The following is a 16,952-nucleotide window of genomic DNA, read 5'->3' as shown; positions in this document are numbered from 1 at the left end:
CGTCCAGCGCATCACCCCCAAACCCGACGGCGACCTCGACCCCCACGCCCTCCACACCGCCATCGAAGCCGCCAAACAGGTCACCGACAGGCCGTCGTTCATCGCGATGCGCTCCATCATCGCCTGGCCCGCCCCCCACGCCCAGAACACCGAAGCCGCCCACGGCTCCGCCCTCGGCGAAGAAGAAGTCGCCGCCACCAAACGCGTCCTCGGCTTCGACCCCGAACAGCACTTCGCCGTCGCCGACGACGTCCTCGCCCACACCCGCCAGGCCCTCGAACGCGGCCACACCGCCCGCGCCGCCTGGGAGAAAACCTTCCAGGAATGGCGCAGCAACCACCCCGAACGCGCCGCCGAGTACGACCGGATCAGCTCCGGCACCCTCCCCGCCGGCTGGCAGGACACCCTGCCCGTCTTCGAACCCGGCAAGGCCGTCGCCACCCGCGCCGCCTCCGGCAAGACCCTCCAGGCCCTCGGCCCCGTCATCCCCGAACTGTGGGGCGGCTCCGCCGACCTCGCCGGCTCCAACAACACCACCATCGACGCCGCCTCCTCCTTCCTCCCCGCAGGCAACCCGCTGCCCAGCGCCGACCCCTACGGCCGCACCGTCCACTTCGGCATCCGCGAATTCTCCATGGCCGCGGAGATGAACGGCATCACCCTCCACGGCAACACCCGCGTCTACGGCGGCACCTTCCTGGTCTTCTCCGACTACATGCGCAACGCCGTCCGCCTGTCCGCCCTCATGCACCTGCCCGTCACCTACGTATGGACCCACGACTCCATCGGCCTGGGCGAGGACGGCCCCACCCACCAGCCCGTCGAACACCTCGCCTCACTCCGCGCCATCCCCGGCCTCAACGTCGTCCGCCCGGCGGACGCCAACGAGACCGTGACCGCCTGGCGCGAGATCCTCTCCCGCCACACCAAGGAATTCGGCAAGGGCGCCCCCCACGGCCTCGCACTCACCCGCCAGGGCGTGCCCGCCTACGAGCCCAACGAGGACGCCGCACGCGGCGGTTACACCCTCCTCGACGCCGAGGACGGCGACCCACAGGTCATCCTGATCGCCACCGGCTCCGAGGTCCACCTCGCCACCGAGGCCCGCACCCAGCTCCAGACCCAGGGCATCCCCACCCGCGTGGTGTCCATGCCCTGCGTGGAATGGTTCGAGGAACAGGACCAGACCTACCGCGACACCGTCCTGCCCCCCACCGTCAAAGCACGCGTCGCCATCGAAGCCGGCATCGGCCTCACCTGGCACCGCTACACCGGAGACGCCGGACGCATCATCTCCCTCGAACACTTCGGCGCCTCCGCCGACGGCAACACCCTCTTCCACGAATACGGCTTCACCGCCGACAACATCACCACCAAGGCCCGGGAATCCATCGCTGCCGCCCAGCGCTGACGCTCATATACGACACGTAGGAGATGCATTTTCCATGACAGACGCACTGAAGCGCCTCTCCGAGGAAGGCGTCGCGATCTGGCTGGACGACCTGTCGCGCAAGCGGATCACGTCCGGCAACCTCGCCGAGCTGATCGACCAGCAGCACGTCGTGGGCGTCACCACCAACCCGACGATCTTCCAGAAGGCCATCAGCAGCGGCGACGGCTACGAGCGGCAGCTCCAGGACCTCGCCGCCCGCAAGGTCACCGTCGAGGAAGCGGTCCGCATGATCACCACGGCGGACGTCCGGGACGCCGCCGACATCCTGCGCCCCGTCTTCGACGCGACCGCCGGTCAGGACGGCCGGGTGTCCATCGAGGTCGACCCGCGGCTCGCCCACAACACCCGGGCGACCGTCGCCGAGGCCAAGCAGCTCGCCTGGCTCGTCGACCGCCCCAACACCCTCATCAAGATCCCCGCCACCAAGGCGGGCCTGCCCGCGATCACCGAGGTCATCGGCCTCGGCATCAGCGTCAACGTCACGCTGATCTTCTCCCTGGAGCGGTACCGCGAGGTCATGAACGCCTACCTCGCCGGCCTGGAGAAGGCCAAGGAGCGCGGCCTGGACCTGTCGCTGATCCGTTCCGTCGCCTCCTTCTTCGTCTCCCGCGTGGACACCGAGATCGACAAGCGGATCGACGCCCTGGGCACCCCCGAGGCCAAGGCCGCGCGCGGCAAGGCCGCCGTGGCCAACGCGCGCCTCGCCTACCAGGCGTACGAGGAGGTCTTCTCCTCCGAGCGGTGGAGCGCGCTGGAGAACGCGGGCGCACACAAGCAGCGTCCGCTGTGGGCGTCGACCGGGGTGAAGGACCCGGCCTACAAGCCCACCCTGTACGTCGACGACCTGGTGGCGCCGAACACGGTGAACACCATGCCGGAGGCCACCCTCCGGGCCACCGAGGAGCACGGCGACATCGCCGGCAACGCCATCGCCGGCACGTACGAGCAGGCCCGCGCGGACCTCGACGCCGTCGAGAAGCTCGGGATCTCGTACGACGACGTGGTCCAGGTCCTGGAGGACGAGGGCGTCGAGAAGTTCGAGGCGTCCTGGAACGACCTGCTGAAGTCGACCGAGGCGGTGCTCGACCGCCTCGCCCCCTCGGAGGGCTGACATCTTGTCCCCGTTTTCCGGGTCTCCCGGTTCCGGAGCGAATCCGCTTCGTGACCCCGCGGACCGACGGCTCCCGCGCATCGCGGGGCCGTCGGGCCTGGTCATCTTTGGTGTCACGGGCGATTTGTCGCGCAAAAAGCTGATGCCCGCGGTGTACGACCTCGCCAACCGGGGTCTGCTGCCGCCGGGCTTCTCGCTGGTGGGTTTCGCCCGCCGCGAGTGGCAGAACGAGGACTTCGCGCAGGAGGTCCATGACTCCGTCAAGCAGCACGCGCGGACGCCGTTCCGCGAGGAGGTCTGGCAGCAGCTCATCCAGGGGATGCGCTTCGTCCAGGGCACCTTCGACGACGACGACGCGTTCGAGCGGCTGCGCTCCACCATCGACGAGCTGGACAAGGCACAGGGCACCGGCGGCAACTTCGCCTTCTATCTGTCCGTACCGCCGCGCTCCTTCCCCGTGGTGATCCAGCAGCTGAAGAAGCACGGCCTGGCCGACCAGACGGGCGGCTCCTGGCGACGCGCGGTCATCGAGAAGCCGTTCGGCCACGACCTGAAGTCGGCCGAGGAGCTGAACAAGGTCGTGCACGAGGTGTTCGAGCCGGACCAGGTGTTCCGGATCGACCACTACCTGGGCAAGGAGACCGTCCAGAACATCCTGGCGCTGCGCTTCGCCAACACGATGTTCGAGCCGGTCTGGAACCGGTCCTTCGTGGACCATGTGCAGATCACCATGGCCGAGGACATCGGCATCGGCGGCCGGGCGGGCTACTACGACGGGATCGGCGCCGCCCGCGACGTCATCCAGAACCATCTGCTCCAGCTGATGGCGCTCACCGCGATGGAGGAGCCGGCCTCCTTCGACGCGGACGCGCTGGCCGCGGAGAAGACCAAGGTGCTGGGTGCGGTGCGGGTGCCGAAGGACCTGGGCCGCCACACCGTCCGCGGGCAGTACGCGGCGGGCTGGCAGGGCGGCGAGAAGGTCATCGGCTACCTCCAGGAAGACGGCATCGACCCGAAGTCGAAGACCGACACCTACGCCGCGATCAAGGTGGGCATCGACAACCGCCGCTGGGCGGGCGTCCCCTTCTATCTGCGCACCGGCAAGCGGCTCGGCCGCCGGGTCACCGAGATCGCGGTGGTCTTCCAGCGGGCCCCGCACTCCCCCTTCGACCACACCGCGACCGAGGAACTGGGCCAGAACGCGGTCGTCATCCGCGTCCAGCCCGACGAGGGCATCACGGTCCGGTTCGGCTCCAAGGTGCCGGGCACCTCGATGGAGATCCGGGACGTCTCCATGGACTTCGCCTACGGCGAGTCGTTCACGGAGTCCAGCCCCGAGGCGTACGAGCGGCTCATCCTGGACGTGCTGCTCGGCGACGCCAACCTCTTCCCGCGCACGGAGGAGGTCGAGCTGTCCTGGAAGATCCTCGACCCGATCGAGGAGCACTGGGACAAGCACGGCAAGCCCGCGCAGTACCCGTCGGGCACGTGGGGTCCCACGGAGGCCGACGAGATGCTCGCACGAGACGGACGGAGCTGGCGCCGGCCATGAAGATAGACCTCACGGACACCACGGCCAGCAAGGTCAACAAGGCGTTGGTGCAGGGCCGCCGCGCGATCGGCACGCCCGCCGTGGGCATGGTGCTGACCCTGGTCATCGTCACCGACGAGGAGAGCGCCTACGACGCGCTGAAGGCGGCCAACGACGCCTCGCACGAGCACCCCTCGCGCACCCTGGTCGTCATCAAGCGGGTCTCCCGCTCCCCGCGCGACCGCACCACCTCGCGGCTGGACGCCGAGGTGCGGGTGGGCGCGGACGCCGGCACCGGCGAGACGGTGGTGCTGCGGCTGTACGGCGACGTCGCCGAGCACGCCGACTCCGTGGTGCTGCCACTGCTCCTGCCGGACGCCCCGGTCGTCGTCTGGTGGCCGGTGAACGCACCGCTCGATCCCGCCAAGGACCCGTTGGGCGCCCTCGCCCAGCGCCGGGTCACCGACACCTACGCGTCCGAGCAGCCGGTGCGGGAGCTGTCCGCCCGCGCGGACACCTACACGCCCGGCGACACCGACCTGTCCTGGACCCGGATCACGCCCTGGCGCTCGATGCTGGCCGCGGCCCTGGACCAGGTGGTGTGCGAGGTCAAGGGCGTCGAGGTGGAGGGCGAGGAGTTCAACCCGAGCTGTGAGCTGCTGGCGATGTGGCTCGCGGACCGGCTGGACGTCCCCGTCAAGCGGTCGCTGTCGTCCGGACCGGGTCTGACCGCGGTCCGGCTGGACACCGACTGCGGCCCGATCGCCCTGGACCGCGCGGACGGCTCGCTGGCCACGCTGTCCATCCAGGGCCAGCCGGACCGTGCGGTGGCGCTCAAGCGGCGCGAGACGTCCGAGCTGATGGCCGAGGAGTTGCGCCGGCTCGACCCGGACGACACCTACGCGTCGGCGCTGCGCTACGGCGTGGACCGGCTGACCGGCTCGCCGGCCGATCAGCCACGGCCGGGCGGCGCTGACGGTGCCGGCGGCGCGGGTGCGGAGCCCGTCACCGCGGGTGCCCCGGCGGCCAAGCCCGCGCCGACGCCCGCGCAGCTGGCGGCGAAGAAGGCGGCGGCGAAGTGAGCACCCCGCAGCTGGTCGTGCACCGCGACAAGGAGCTGATGGCCCAGGCCGCGGCGGCCCGCCTGATCACCAAGGTCGTGGACGCGCAGGCCTCCCGCGGCTCGGCGTCCGTGGTGCTGACCGGCGGGCGCAACGGCAACGGCCTGCTGGCCGCGCTGGCGGCGGCGCCCGCCCGGGACGCCGTCGACTGGGCCCGGCTCGACGTGTGGTGGGGTGACGAGCGGTTCCTGCCCGAGGGCGATCCGGAACGCAATGTCACCCAGGCCCGCGCGGCGCTGCTGGACTCCGTACCGCTGGACCCGAAGCGCGTGCACCCCATGCCCGCGTCCGACGGCCCGTACGGCGGCGACGTGGACACGGCGGCGGACGCGTACGCGGCGGAGCTGGCCCGGGCCGCGGGCCCCGAGAACCACGGGGCCGTGCCCACCTTCGACGTGCTGATGCTCGGCGTCGGCCCGGACACCCATGTCGCCTCGCTCTTCCCGGAGCTGCCGGGGGTGCGGGAGACCGAGCGCACGGTGGTCGGCGTGCACGGCGCGCCCAAGCCGCCGCCGACCCGGGTCTCCCTGACGCTCCCGGCGATCCGGGCGGCCCGCGAGGTGTGGCTGCTCGCGGCCGGCGAGGACAAGGCGCAGGCCGCGCAGATCGCGCTGTCCGGCGCGGGCGAGATCCAGGCCCCGGCGGCGGGCGCGTACGGCAGGCAGCGCACCCTGTGGCTGCTGGACGCGGCGGCGGCCTCCGGGCTGCCGCGCTCGCTGTACCCGCCGGCGTCGGCGTGACCTGACGGGCGGCGGGGCCGGTGCCCCGCCGCCTCGGTCATTTCACCGACCCCGCCATCACGCCCTGCACGAAGTGCCGCTGGAAGGCGAAGAACACCGCCACCGGCACGATCAGGGACAGAAAGGCGCCGGGCGCGAGCACATCGATGTTGCTGCCGAACTGCCGTATCTGCGACTGGAGTTCCACGGTCAGCGGCTGGGCTGAGGGGTCCGCGAACAGCAGGGCGACCAGCATGTCGTTCCACACCCACAGGAACTGGAAGACGGCGAGGCTGGCGAGTGCGGGCCGGCCGACGGGCAGGACGAGCCGGGTGAAGATCCGCCATTCGCTGCCGCCGTCCATCCGCGCCGCCTCCAGCATCTCCTTCGGCATCTCGGCGAAGTAGTTGCGCAGCAGGAACACCGCGAACGGCAGCCCGTACGCGACATGGAACAGCACCACGCCGGGGATCGTGCCGAACAGCCCGAGCTGGCCGAAGAGTTTGGCCACCGGCAGCAGACCGATCTGCACCGGCACCACCAGCAGGGCCACCACCAGCAGGAACAGCGGTTCGCGCGCCGGGAAGTCCAGCCATGCGAAGGCGTATCCGGCGAGCGCGGCGACCACGACCACGAGCACGGTCGTCGGCACCGAGATCAGCACCGTGTTCCAGAACGCCTGGGTGATCCCGGTGTTCTTCAGCAGCGCCGAGTAGTTGTCGAAGGACAGCTGCCCGGGGCCGGCCAGCGTCGTCCACCAGCCGCCCTTGGCCGAGTCCTGGGCCGAGCGCAGCGAGGACAGGAACAGCCCCGCGAGCGGAGTCAGCCAGATCAGGCCGATCACCACCAGGAACGCCTGGACCAGCCCGTTGCCCAGGCCGCGCCTGACCGCGTTCATCGCTGACTCCTTCGGAAACGGCGGACGTTGAAGACCATCGCGGGGATCACCAGGAGCAGGAGCAGCACCCCGAGGGCGCTGCCGAGGCCCTGGTTGTTGCCGCCGCCGAAGGACACCAGCCACATCTGCGTCGCGAGCACGGTCGCGTCCTCCTGCACCGGCCCCGGCGCGATGACGTAGACGAGGTCGAAGACCTTCATCACGTTGATGACGAGGGTCACGAAGACGACGGTGAGCACGGGCGCCAGCAGCGGCACGGTGATCCGCCGGAAGATCTGCCACTCGTTCGCGCCGTCCATCCGCGCGGCCTCCAGTGCGTCCCGCGGCAGGGTGGACAGGCCCGCGCCGATCAACACCATCGCGAACCCGGTCCAGATCCACAGGTACGCGCCGATGATCGCCGGGGTGACCAGGGCCGGGCCGAGCCAGGAGACGCCCTGGTAGGGCGGTGCGAAGTTGTCCGCGGGCAGTTTCACCGTGTAGGTGCCGGCGGCGAGCCCGCCGAAGCGGAAGGAGCCGTCGGACGCGGTCGTGGTGCTCGCCACGGTCCGTCCGTCGCGCACCGCCTCGACCGTCAGCCCGGGCAGTCCGCTCTCCCGCGGGTCGACCTTGCCCTGGGTGCCGCCCCCGCCGGGGGTGAAGTCCAGGTAGACGACGCCGCGCAGTTCGTCGGGGGCGGCGCCGCGGCCGGCCGCCGGGGCGGCGGGCGCGGCGCCCGCGGGCAGGTCCTTGGGCAGCACGCCGACCATCGGGAGCGTCACGGACCGGCCCGGTGCGGCGCTCGTCCGGTACGAGCCGTCACCGTCCCGGGTCAGCCCATGCCCCTCGCGGGCCCGTGCCGTCGGATACGACGAGGAGCCCTTGACGGCGTCGTGGACGGCGACCACGGCCGCGTTCAGCACGCCCTTGTCCGGGTCCTCGTCGTAGGCGAGCCGGAAGATGATGCCGGCGGCGAGGAAGGACACCGCCATCGGCATGAACAGCAGCAGTTTGAACGCGGTGGCCCAGCGGACCTTCTCCACCAGGACGGCGAGGATCAGGCCGAGCCCGGTGAGCAGCGTCGGGGCGACGACGACCCAGACAGCCGTGTTCCGGACGGCCTTGAGGGTGGCCGGGTCGCGGAACATCTCGGTGTAGTTGTCGCCGCCGACGAAGCGGGTGCCGGAGGCGTCGAAGAAGCTGCGGCCGACGGAGAACAGCACCGGGTAGACGACGAGGGCGCCGAGCAGAAGCAGGGCGGGGAGGACGAAGAGGAGGGCGACGATCCGGCCCCGCCGCCGGGCGCGGCGCTTGTGCGGCGCGCCGGCGGCGGGCGGGTTCGCCTCCTTGGGTGTGGTCAGGCTGGTCGCGGTCATGGCAGGTCAGTCCCGGTAGGCCTTGGCCGCGGCGGCCTCGAGCCGGGCCGCGGTCGCCTTCGGGTCGGACGGGTCGCGCAGGAAGTCCTGGAGGAGCTTCCACTCGCCGGTGCCCTTGGTGCCGCCGAAGGCCGCGGGTGCCTGGTCGGACATGTCGAAGCGGACCGAGTCGCCTGCGCCGACCAGGGACTCGGCTGTGGCGCGGGTGACATCGTCGCCGTAGGCGCCCAGGTCGAGCTTCTTGTTCGGGGACAGGAAGCCGCCCGCCCCGGCCCACACGGCGGCCGCCTCCGGGGTGGCGAGGAACTCCACGAGCTTCATGCCGGCCTTGGCGTTCTTGCCGTCCTTGAGGACGACGGCCGCGTCGCCGCCGCTGACGACGGGCGCGGTGCCGCCGTCGACCGCCGGGAACGGGAAGAAGTTCGCGTCCTCGCCGATGGTCCGCCCGAACTGGTCGTGGGCGACACCGGCGACGAAGTCGCCCTCGTAGACCATCCCGGCCTCGGGCTCGGGTCCGAACACCTTCTCCACCGAGCCGGGGAAGTCGGTGTTGAGGGCCGCCTTCTGGCCGCCGGCTATCAGCTGCTTGTCCTTGAAGAGCTTGCCGAGGGTGGTGAGCGCCTCGACGACGCTCGGGTCGGTCCACTTCAGCTCGTGGGTGGCGAGGGCGTCGTACTTCTCGGGTCCGGCCTGGGAGAGGTAGACGTTCTCGAACCAGTCGGTGAGCGTCCAGCCGTCCTGTCCGGCGACCGCGAAGGCGGCGAGCCCGGAGTCGGAGACGGTGCGGCCGGCCTTCAGCATCTCGTCGTACGTGCTGGGCGCCTCGACGCCGGCCTGGGCGAGGGCGTCGGGGCTGTACCAGACCGTCGACTTGTGGGCGGCCTTGAAGTAGAGGCCGTAGAGGGTGTCGTCGACGCTGCCGTAGGTGCGCCACACGCTCGCGAAGCCGGCGTCGATGCTCTGCTGGGCGGTGTCGGACAGCGGTTCGAGCCAGCCCTCCTCGGCGAACTGCTGGAGCACGCCGACCTGCGGGACCATCACCACGTCGGGGGCGTTGCCGCCCTCGATCTTGCTGCCGACGACGGTGGAGACGTTGTCGCCGGTGGACATGAACTGCGTCTTGGCACCGGTCTTCGCGGTGAAGGCGTCCAGCACCTTCTGGAAGTTCTTCTGCTCGGTGCCGGACCAGACGCCGGCCACGGTGACGGTCTGGCCGCTGAGTGCCTTGTCGCCGCCGCCGGCCGACACGGGCTCGCCGCTGCCGCAGGCGGTCGCGCCGAGGGCCAGGGCGAGGGCGGTGCAGGAGGTGAGCAGCGTCGTGCGTCGTCGCATCATCGTTGATGTCCCTTCGGGATGACTTCGGGGCGGGGAAACTCTCGGGGTGGGGGAACTCTCGGATCGGGGAAGCTGACGGGGGAACAGGGGACCGGGCGTCGGCGCCCGGGTCAGAGGTCGCTCATCCACCAGGCCGCGGTGGAGCCGGGCAGCACCCCGGCCGGGCAGGGGCCGCTGGACAGCAGGGGCGTGCCGGCGACGGGCGCGGGCGTGGGGGCGGTGGTGAAGTTGACGGCGCAGACCAGGCCGTCGCCGCGGACGAAGGCCAGCACGCCCGGCGGGCAGTCCAGCCAGTCGAGTGTGCCCTCGCCCAACTGGGGCAGCCCCGCCCGTAGTTGCAGGCCGTCGCGGTACAGGTGCCAGAAGGAGCGGGTGTCGGCGACGGCCCGGTCGGTGGCGTGCTCGGCGAAGTACTCGGGCTGCGGCAGCCACGGCTTGGCGCCCTCGGCGCCGGAGGTGAAGCCGAACGGGGAGGCCTGCCCGGACCAGGGCAGCGGCACCCGGCAGCCGTCCCGGATCCGGGCGCGGCTTCCGGTGCGCCGGAAGATGGGGTCGGTGAGCACGTCGTCGGGCAGGTCGACGACCTCGGGCAGGCCGAGTTCCTCGCCCTGGTAGATGTACGCGGCGCCGGGCAGCGCCAGCATGAGCAGCGCGGCGGCGCGGGCGCGGGCGGCGCCGAGTCCGCTGCCCCCGGTGGCCGGCTCGCCGTAGCGGGTGACGGTGCGGACCTGGTCGTGGTTGTTGAGGACCCAGGTGACGGTGGATCCGGTGCCGGCTATGTCCTGCATGGCCTCGGAGATGACCTTGCGGAAGGCGTCGGCGTTCCAGGGGGCGCTGAGCAGGTCGAAGAAGAACGCCTGATGGAGTTCGTCGGGGCGGACGTAGCGGGCGTGTTCGCGGGCGGTGGGGACGGACACCTCGCCGACGAGCAGCCGTTCACGGCCGTCGCGTGCCGTGTACTCCTCGCACACCGCGCGCCAGCGCCGCCACACGTCGTGCACCTCGGGCTGGTTCCAGGCGAGCGGGTTGACCGAGTCGCGGGTGCGGGCGTCGGCCTCGGGGTCCGGGGAGTCGGGCAGGTCCGGGTGCTTGTAGAGGCCGGCGGCGACATCGATGCGGAAGCCGTCGACGCCCCGGTCGAGCCAGAAGCGCAGGGTGCGTTCGAACTCGGCGGCGATCTCGGGGGTGCGCCAGTTCCAGTCGGGCTGCTCGGGGGTGAACATGTGCAGGTACCACTGGCCCGGGCGGCCGTCGGACTCGGTGACCCGGGTCCAGGCGGGGCCGCCGAACATGCCGTGCCAGTTGTTGGGCGGCTCGGCGCCGTCCGGGCCGCGGCCGGCGGCGAAGTGGAAGCGGGCGCGGGCCGCGTCGCCGGGCGCCGCGGCTAGGGCGGCGCGGAACCAAGGGTGCTCGCTGGAGCAGTGGTTGGGGACGATGTCCAGGAGCACCTTGATCCCGAGGCGCCGGGCGGCGGCCATCAGCAGGTCGAACTCGGCGAGGTCGCCGAAGAGCGGGTCGACGTCGCAGTAGTCGGCCACGTCGTAGCCGTGGTCGTGCTGGGGGGACGGATAGAAGGGACTCAGCCAGATCCCGTCGACACCGAGCTTCTTCAGATACGGCAGTCCGGCCCTGACCCCGGCCAGATCGCCGATGCCGTCGCCGGTGCTGTCCAGGAAGCTGCGGACGTACACCTGGTAGATCACTGCGTCGCGCCACCAGCGGTGGGCGTCGATGTGCTGGGAACTCACCCCGTCGACCTGTCTGTGCGTGCTAACGGTTATGCATGCATGTTAGGTATCCGTTTCCTGAAGGTGTCAATGAAGTGGACGGAAGCTACTGCCGAGTTGGGGCTCTATTTCCGGACTTATCGACCCACCTGCGTCCCAGATGAGATGCGCGCGTTACCTAACAAGTAACTATCGAGCTAGCGCCGGGAGATGGCCGCCAGCTCCCGCGCCAGCCGTCGCACCGCGCTCTCGGGCGTCTCCTGCCCGGTCAGCGCGTCGTGCACGACCGCCTGCACCACCAGGCTGACCTGGTCGTAGCGCGGGCTCTTGGGCCGCGGGGCCGCCGAGAGCACGGCGGCCCGCAGGGTCGGCAGATAGGGGAACCGCCGGGTGAGGTCCGGGTCTTCGTAGAGCGCGGCGCGCACCGGCGGCAGGGCGCCGCGGGTGAGGACCTGGCGCTGGACGCGCTCGCTGGTGAGGTAGGCGATCAGCCGGGCGGCCGAATCCGGGTGCCGGGCATGGGTGTTGACGGCCAGGTTGGAGCCGCCGAGCACGCTGGTGCCCGGCCCGTCCGGACCCGGCAGCGGTACGGCGCCGATCTTCCCGGCGACCGCGGAGCCCTCGGCCGACGCGCTGACGTAGGCGTACGGCCAGTTGCGCAGGAAGAGCAGCCGGCCGTCCTGGAAGGCCTGCTTGGACTCCTCCTCCTTGTACGTCAGCGCCCGCTCGGGGATCCAGCCCTCGCGCACCCCGCGCACCAGGAAGCCGATGCCCTCGCGGGCCGCCGCCGAGTCCACGGTGACCCGGGTGCCCTCGTCGCCGAGGATCGTGCCGCCCGCCGAGTAGACGGCCTCGGCCGCGTTGACGGTGAGTCCCTCGTAGGGCAGCAACTGGCCCGCATAGCCGTCGAGTCCGTACTTCGGCGCGACGGTCCGCGCGAGGCGCGCCAGCTCGTCCCAGGTGCGCGGCGGGGCGATGCCCTCCTTGGCCAGGAGGTCCGCGCGGTACAGCAGCAGTCCCGCGTTGGTCACGTACGGCACCGCGTACAGCCGGCCGTCGTAGGTCGCCGTGTCGACGACCGGCGGCAGGAACGTGTCCAGCGGGAACCGGTCCCGCGGCAGCGGACGGATCCAGCCCGCCGCGGCGAACTCCGAGGTCCAGTTGACGTCGATGTTGAGCACGTCGAAGCGGCTGCGGTCACCGCCGCGCAGATCGGTCGCCATCTGCGCGCGGGTCTCGTCGGCGGAGTCCGGAAGCTCGACGAGGGTGACCCGCTCGGCGGGACGCGTACGGTTCCAGCCCGCCAGCAGGGGGCCGAGATAGCCGGTGAGGTCGCCCGCGGTGGCCAGGGTGAGCGGCCCGCGGCCCCCGCCGCCGCCCTCGTCGGCCCGGGCGCCGGAGGCGACATAACCGGCCAGGACCACGGCGATGACGAGGAGGCCCCTACCGGCGGCACGCATCCACCGCATAGGTTCCTCCTTGCAACCCCGGCGCCGGGCACCCTCGCCCGCCGTCAGAGGCCATGTATACCTGTTAGGTATGGGCGATACTAGGGCCTGGAGCACACAACAAGGACAGGAGGACTGCACAAGTGCGCCTCCCCCTCCTGGCCCTCCTGGCCCGTGGCCCCGCCCACGGCTACGAGCTGAAGCAGGACCTTGAGCAACTGCTGGGCTCCGCGTACCCTCAGCCGAACGTCGGCCAGATCTATGTGACCCTCGGCCGCCTGGAGAAGCAGGGCCTGATCGAGGGCGAGGAGGTCGAGCAGAGCAGCCGGCCGAACAAGAAGATCTACCATCTCACCGACACCGGGCGTGCGGCGCTGCGCGCCTGGTTCGCCGAGCCCGAGGACGAACCGCGGGTACGGGACGAGTTCTTCATGAAGCTGGCCCTCGCCCCGCAGACCGGCCTCGCCGACCAGCTCGCCCTCATCAACAAGCAGCGGCGCCAGTACCTCAACACCATGCGGGGCCTGTCGAGACTGGCCGCCGCCGAGAACCGGGACAACCGAATCGCCCACCTGCTCATCGAGGGCGCGATGCTGCACCTGCAGGCCGACCTGGACTGGCTGGAACGGTGCCAGGAGGAACTGGAGGAGCCGGAGTGAGCCACCGCCCCACCGCTCCGGCGCTGCGGGCCGAGGGTCTGGTCAAGACCCACTACGGCCGCGGCACACCGGCGCACGCCGTGCGCGGCGTCGACCTGTCCGTGGCACGCGGCGAGTTCGTGGCCGTCACCGGTCCCTCCGGCGCCGGCAAGTCGACCCTGCTCCATCTGCTCGGCGGGCTGCAGCGGCCCGACGCGGGCAGCATCCGGCTGGACGGCGAGTGCACCGACTCCTACAGCGAGGCGCGCTGGGCGGTGGAGCGCAGAAAACGCATCGGGATCGTCTTCCAGTTCTTCAACCTGGTCTCCGACCTGTCCGTCGCCGACAACGTCGAACTGCCCGCACTGCTCGCCGGCGTCCCGCCGAAGCGGGCCCGCGCCGAACGGCGGGAGCTGCTGGACGAGCTGGGGCTGACCGGCAAGGAGCGCAGCATGCCGGGCGAGCTGTCCGGCGGCGAGCAGCAGCGGGTCGCCCTCGCCCGGGCGCTGGTCAACCACCCTCCGCTGCTGCTCGCCGACGAACCCGCGGGCAGCCTCGACAGCAGGGGCACCCGCGAGGTGATGCGGCTGCTGTCCCGCTTCCACGACCGCGGCCAGACGATCCTGCTGGTCACCCACGACGCCCGGCTGGCCAGCGCCGCGGACCGGGTGATCAGCTTCTTCGACGGCCGGATCGCCGACGACGCCGCGCTGGACGCCGCGCCGCCCCACCGGACCGGGATATCCGGCGTGCTGGAGCTGAGGGACTGAGCCGCGGTGTACGACGACCTTCACGGCCCCCGCCCGGGGGCGCGCCGCGGGGCGGGGCGTTCCGCCGTGCGCGGGACGAGGAGCTGAGCCGGTGCGGGCCACCTTGCGCTGGGCGCACTCCGATCTGCGGACGCACCGCGGCGAGGCGCTGTTCCTGGTGCTCGCCACCGCCGGCATCGTCGCCTCGCTGCTGCTGGCCACCGCCCTGTTCGGCTATGCGACCAACCCCTGGCAACGGATCTTCACCCAGTCCCGCGGCGCGCACGTGTGGATCCACGCGGCGCAGACCGCCGACACCGCGCGGCTCGCCCGGCTGGACGGCGTCCAGGCCCTCGCCGGCCCCTACGCTACCGAGAAGGTCACCGTCTCGTCCCGCGGCACCCGCGCCTCGGTGGAGCTGCGCAGCACGCTGCGGCAACCGGCCGTGGGCCGCCCGCTGCTCGTCTCCGGCCACTGGCTGCGCTCCTCCGATCCGGACGGCGTGGTCCTGGAGAGCCGGCTCGCCCGGGCCCTGCTGGCCGAGCCCGGGGACGTCCTGAAGCTGCCGGGCACGGCCCGGACCCTGACGGTCGTGGGTGTCGCCGACAGCCCGGAGCCCCGCTACCGGCCGGGCGAGCAGCCCGGACTGGTCTGGGCCCCGCCCGCCGCCGTGCGCGACCCCCGCGGCCAGGTCGTCGGGCTGCGCCTCGCCGACCCCGACGACACCGACTACGCCGTGCAGCGGACCGTCACGGTGCTGGGCGCCGGCGCGGTCGGCGAGGTCTCCACCTGGCAGCAGGCGCGGGCCGAGGCCCAGGGCGACAGCCGGCTCCTCGGCCAGGTGCTGGGGCTGTTCGGCCTGGGCGCGCTGGTCGCCGCCGGGTTCGCGGTGCACGGCGCGATCGGCACCCGTATCCGCGGCCATCTGCGGGACATCTCGGTGCTGAAGGCGATCGGGTTCACCCCCGGCCAGGTGGTGCGGATCTTCCTGCTCCAGCACATCGCCTACGCCGTCCTCGGCGCGCTGGCCGCCGTCGCGGTCACCGAGAGCCTGGGCCACCGGATCCCCGGGCGGCTCGGCGACGCGGTGGGCGTGTGGCAGGGGCTGCCGGGGCACACCCTGACCCTGCTCGCCGTGCCCGTGGGCGCGGTGCTGCTCATCGGGCTGACCACGTCCCTCGCGGCCTGGCGGGCGGGGCGGGTGCCGCCGGTGCCGGTGCCCCGGCCCGCGACCCCGGCCGGCGGGCGTCTGACCCGGGTGGGCCGGCTCGCCCTCGGGCTCGGCCTGCCGCCCGCGCTGGTCCTCGGCTGCCACACGGCGTGCACCGGCCGCCGCCGCTCGCTGGCCACCGTGGGCCGGCTGGCGCTGCCGCTGCTGCTGATCGTGGTGGCCCTCAGCGCCTGGACCACGATCGACCGGTTCCACCGCGACCCGCAGCGGGTGGGCCTCGCGGCCGCCCTCACCGCCCGCACGGACGGCAGCCTGAGCGACCGGGCGGCGCGGGCCCTGCTGGAATCCGACCCGGAGGTCGCCGCCGCCTACCCGGGCGTAGAGGTCGCCGCCCTGGTCCCCGGCCAGACCGCCACGATCGCCCTGCGCGGCCTGGGCACCCGCCAGGACCCCTACCCGTACGCGCTCGCCGAGGGCCGCCCGGCGACCGGCCCGGACGAGGCGGTGGCCGGCCAGGGGCTGCTCGACCTGCTGGAGGCGCGCGTCGGCGACTGGGTGCGGATGACCGTGGGCGACCGGCCGCAGATCCTGCACATCGTGGGCCGCAGCATCGAACCGGAGAACGCCGGCCGGGTCGTCGCCACCTCGCTCGACACCCTGCGCGAGAACGACCCGCGGCTGGACCCCGGCTTCTACCAGCTACGGCTGCACCCCGGCGCCGACCCGCACCAGGTCGGCGCCGACCTGGCGCGGGCCGGGCGCGGGCACCTGGACGTGCACACCGTGCCCAACCCGGCCGACGGCCTGTCCCCGCTGCGCGGGGTCGTCGTCGGTGTGGTCGCCGTCCTCGCCCTCATCGGGCTGATCGAACTGCTCACCGCGATCGGTGGGACGGTCCGCGAGCGCGAACGGGACCTGCCGGCGCTCAAGGCGATCGGCATGTCCCCGCGGCAGATCACCGCGATCACGGTCACGGCGACCGGCTGTACGGCCCTGGCGGCGGTCGTCGCCGGCATGGCGCTGGGGCTGCCCCTGGCGCGCTGGCTGATCGACGCGCAGGGCAGCTCCAGCGGCATCGGTGCCGGGATCGCCCAGTCCCCCTCCGCCGGCCTGCTGCTGGCGCTGGGCGCGGGCGCGGTGCTGGGCGCCGCCGCGCTGGCGGCCCTGCCCGCGTCCCGCTCGGTACAGCGACGGCTGGCGGACACGCTGAGCGCGGTGGCCTGACCGGGCCGGGCACCCGCTGCCGCCCGGCACCGGCCGCGTGTACCACCTGCCGCCCCGAGCACCTCCCTCGCGCTCGGCCGGTCCCGCACCCGGCGCCGGTCCCGTGCTCAGCTCCTGCCGCGCAGCTCCCGGTACGTGGCGACCAGGGCCCGCGTGGACTCGTCCAGGCCTTCGACCTCGGTGCCTTCGGTGAGCGCGGGCTCGACGCGCTTGGCGAGGACCTTGCCGAGTTCGACGCCCCACTGGTCGAAGGAGTCGATGTTCCAGACCGCGCCCTGGACGAACACCTTGTGCTCGTACAAAGCGATCAGCTGGCCCAGCACCGACGGGGTCAGCTCACGCGCCAGGATCGTGGTCGTCGGCCGGTCACCGCGGAACGTCTTGTGCGCCACCAGCTCCTCCGGCACACCCTCCGCCCGCACCTCGTCGGCGGTCCTGCCGAACGCGAGCGCCTGGGTCTGCGCGAAGAAGT

Annotated in this window: 13 protein-coding genes and 1 pseudogene; 8 read left to right on the top strand and 6 right to left on the bottom strand. The window is 72.2% G+C overall.

All coding sequences use genetic code 11. The features are described 5' to 3' along the window. From CTZ28_RS45675 to pgl, 5 genes are all read left to right on the top strand, one after another. Window positions 1–1,411, top strand: a 1,411-nt coding sequence (locus CTZ28_RS45675) for a transketolase family protein (protein WP_121895859.1), incomplete at its 5' end; no start/stop codon positions are given. Between the two features lie 34 nt (window positions 1,412–1,445). Then, window positions 1,446–2,564 (top strand): transaldolase, encoded by a 1,119-nt coding sequence (tal, locus tag CTZ28_RS45670; protein WP_121895858.1) that lies wholly within the window; start codon window positions 1,446–1,448, stop codon window positions 2,562–2,564. 4 nt (window positions 2,565–2,568) lie between these two features. Then, entirely contained in the window at window positions 2,569–4,116 is a 1,548-nt protein-coding gene (zwf, locus tag CTZ28_RS45665) for a glucose-6-phosphate dehydrogenase (protein ID WP_121895857.1), read from the top strand. Further along, window positions 4,113–5,177, top strand: coding sequence for a glucose-6-phosphate dehydrogenase assembly protein OpcA (gene opcA / locus CTZ28_RS45660; protein ID WP_121895856.1), 1,065 nt, complete (start codon window positions 4,113–4,115; stop codon window positions 5,175–5,177). Before zwf ends, opcA begins: the two co-directional genes overlap by 4 nt. Beyond that, window positions 5,174–5,956 carry a 6-phosphogluconolactonase gene (gene pgl, locus CTZ28_RS45655; protein ID WP_121895855.1) on the top strand — a complete coding sequence of 261 codons (783 nt, stop codon included), beginning with the start codon at window positions 5,174–5,176 and terminating at the stop codon, window positions 5,954–5,956. Before opcA ends, pgl begins: the two co-directional genes overlap by 4 nt. 37 nt (window positions 5,957–5,993) lie before the next feature. On the opposite strand, the gene CTZ28_RS45650 is transcribed toward pgl, so the two are convergent. The 5 genes from CTZ28_RS45650 to CTZ28_RS45630 all read right to left on the bottom strand — a co-directional run bounded on the left by CTZ28_RS45650 (window position 5,994) and on the right by CTZ28_RS45630 (window position 12,719). Then, entirely contained in the window at window positions 5,994–6,833 is an 840-nt protein-coding gene (locus CTZ28_RS45650; protein ID WP_121895854.1) for a carbohydrate ABC transporter permease, read from the bottom strand. Beyond that, window positions 6,830–8,188: an ABC transporter permease gene (locus CTZ28_RS45645; protein WP_121895852.1), complete on the bottom strand. Its 1,359-nt coding sequence runs from the start codon at window positions 8,186–8,188 to the stop codon at window positions 6,830–6,832. Before CTZ28_RS45645 ends, CTZ28_RS45650 begins: the two co-directional genes overlap by 4 nt. Window positions 8,189–8,194: 6 nt before the next feature. After that, window positions 8,195–9,523 carry an ABC transporter substrate-binding protein gene (locus tag CTZ28_RS45640; RefSeq protein ID WP_121895850.1) on the bottom strand — a complete coding sequence of 443 codons (1,329 nt, stop codon included), beginning with the start codon at window positions 9,521–9,523 and terminating at the stop codon, window positions 8,195–8,197. Window positions 9,524–9,633: 110 nt separating this feature from the next. After that, window positions 9,634–11,271, bottom strand: coding sequence for a glycoside hydrolase family 13 protein (locus CTZ28_RS45635; RefSeq protein ID WP_259472111.1), 1,638 nt, complete (start codon window positions 11,269–11,271; stop codon window positions 9,634–9,636). Between the two features lie 176 nt (window positions 11,272–11,447). After that, entirely contained in the window at window positions 11,448–12,719 is a 1,272-nt protein-coding gene (locus tag CTZ28_RS45630; protein ID WP_121895848.1) for an ABC transporter substrate-binding protein, read from the bottom strand. A gap of 122 nt (window positions 12,720–12,841) precedes the next feature. Between CTZ28_RS45630 and CTZ28_RS45625 the strand changes: the two genes are divergently transcribed. The 3 genes from CTZ28_RS45625 to CTZ28_RS45615 all read left to right on the top strand — a co-directional run bounded on the left by CTZ28_RS45625 (window position 12,842) and on the right by CTZ28_RS45615 (window position 16,480). Then, window positions 12,842–13,357 (top strand): PadR family transcriptional regulator, encoded by a 516-nt coding sequence (locus CTZ28_RS45625; protein WP_121895846.1) that lies wholly within the window; start codon window positions 12,842–12,844, stop codon window positions 13,355–13,357. Continuing rightward, window positions 13,354–14,106: an ABC transporter ATP-binding protein gene (locus CTZ28_RS45620; protein WP_121895844.1), complete on the top strand. Its 753-nt coding sequence runs from the start codon at window positions 13,354–13,356 to the stop codon at window positions 14,104–14,106. The genes CTZ28_RS45625 and CTZ28_RS45620 overlap by 4 nt, the downstream gene beginning before the upstream one ends. Window positions 14,107–14,197: 91 nt before the next feature. After that, window positions 14,198–16,480 (top strand): ABC transporter permease, encoded by a 2,283-nt coding sequence (locus CTZ28_RS45615; RefSeq protein WP_121895842.1) that lies wholly within the window; start codon window positions 14,198–14,200, stop codon window positions 16,478–16,480. Between the two features lie 107 nt (window positions 16,481–16,587). Here CTZ28_RS45615 and CTZ28_RS45610 read toward each other — a convergent pair. Beyond that, a pseudogene (locus CTZ28_RS45610) lies at window positions 16,588–16,952 on the bottom strand (glucose-6-phosphate isomerase); the annotation flags it as partial.

The organism is Streptomyces shenzhenensis, assembly GCF_003688995.1.
GTDB classification, from domain to species: Bacteria; Actinomycetota; Actinomycetes; order Streptomycetales; family Streptomycetaceae; genus Streptomyces; species Streptomyces shenzhenensis_A.
This window is presented reverse-complemented; position numbering and strand designations above follow the sequence as displayed.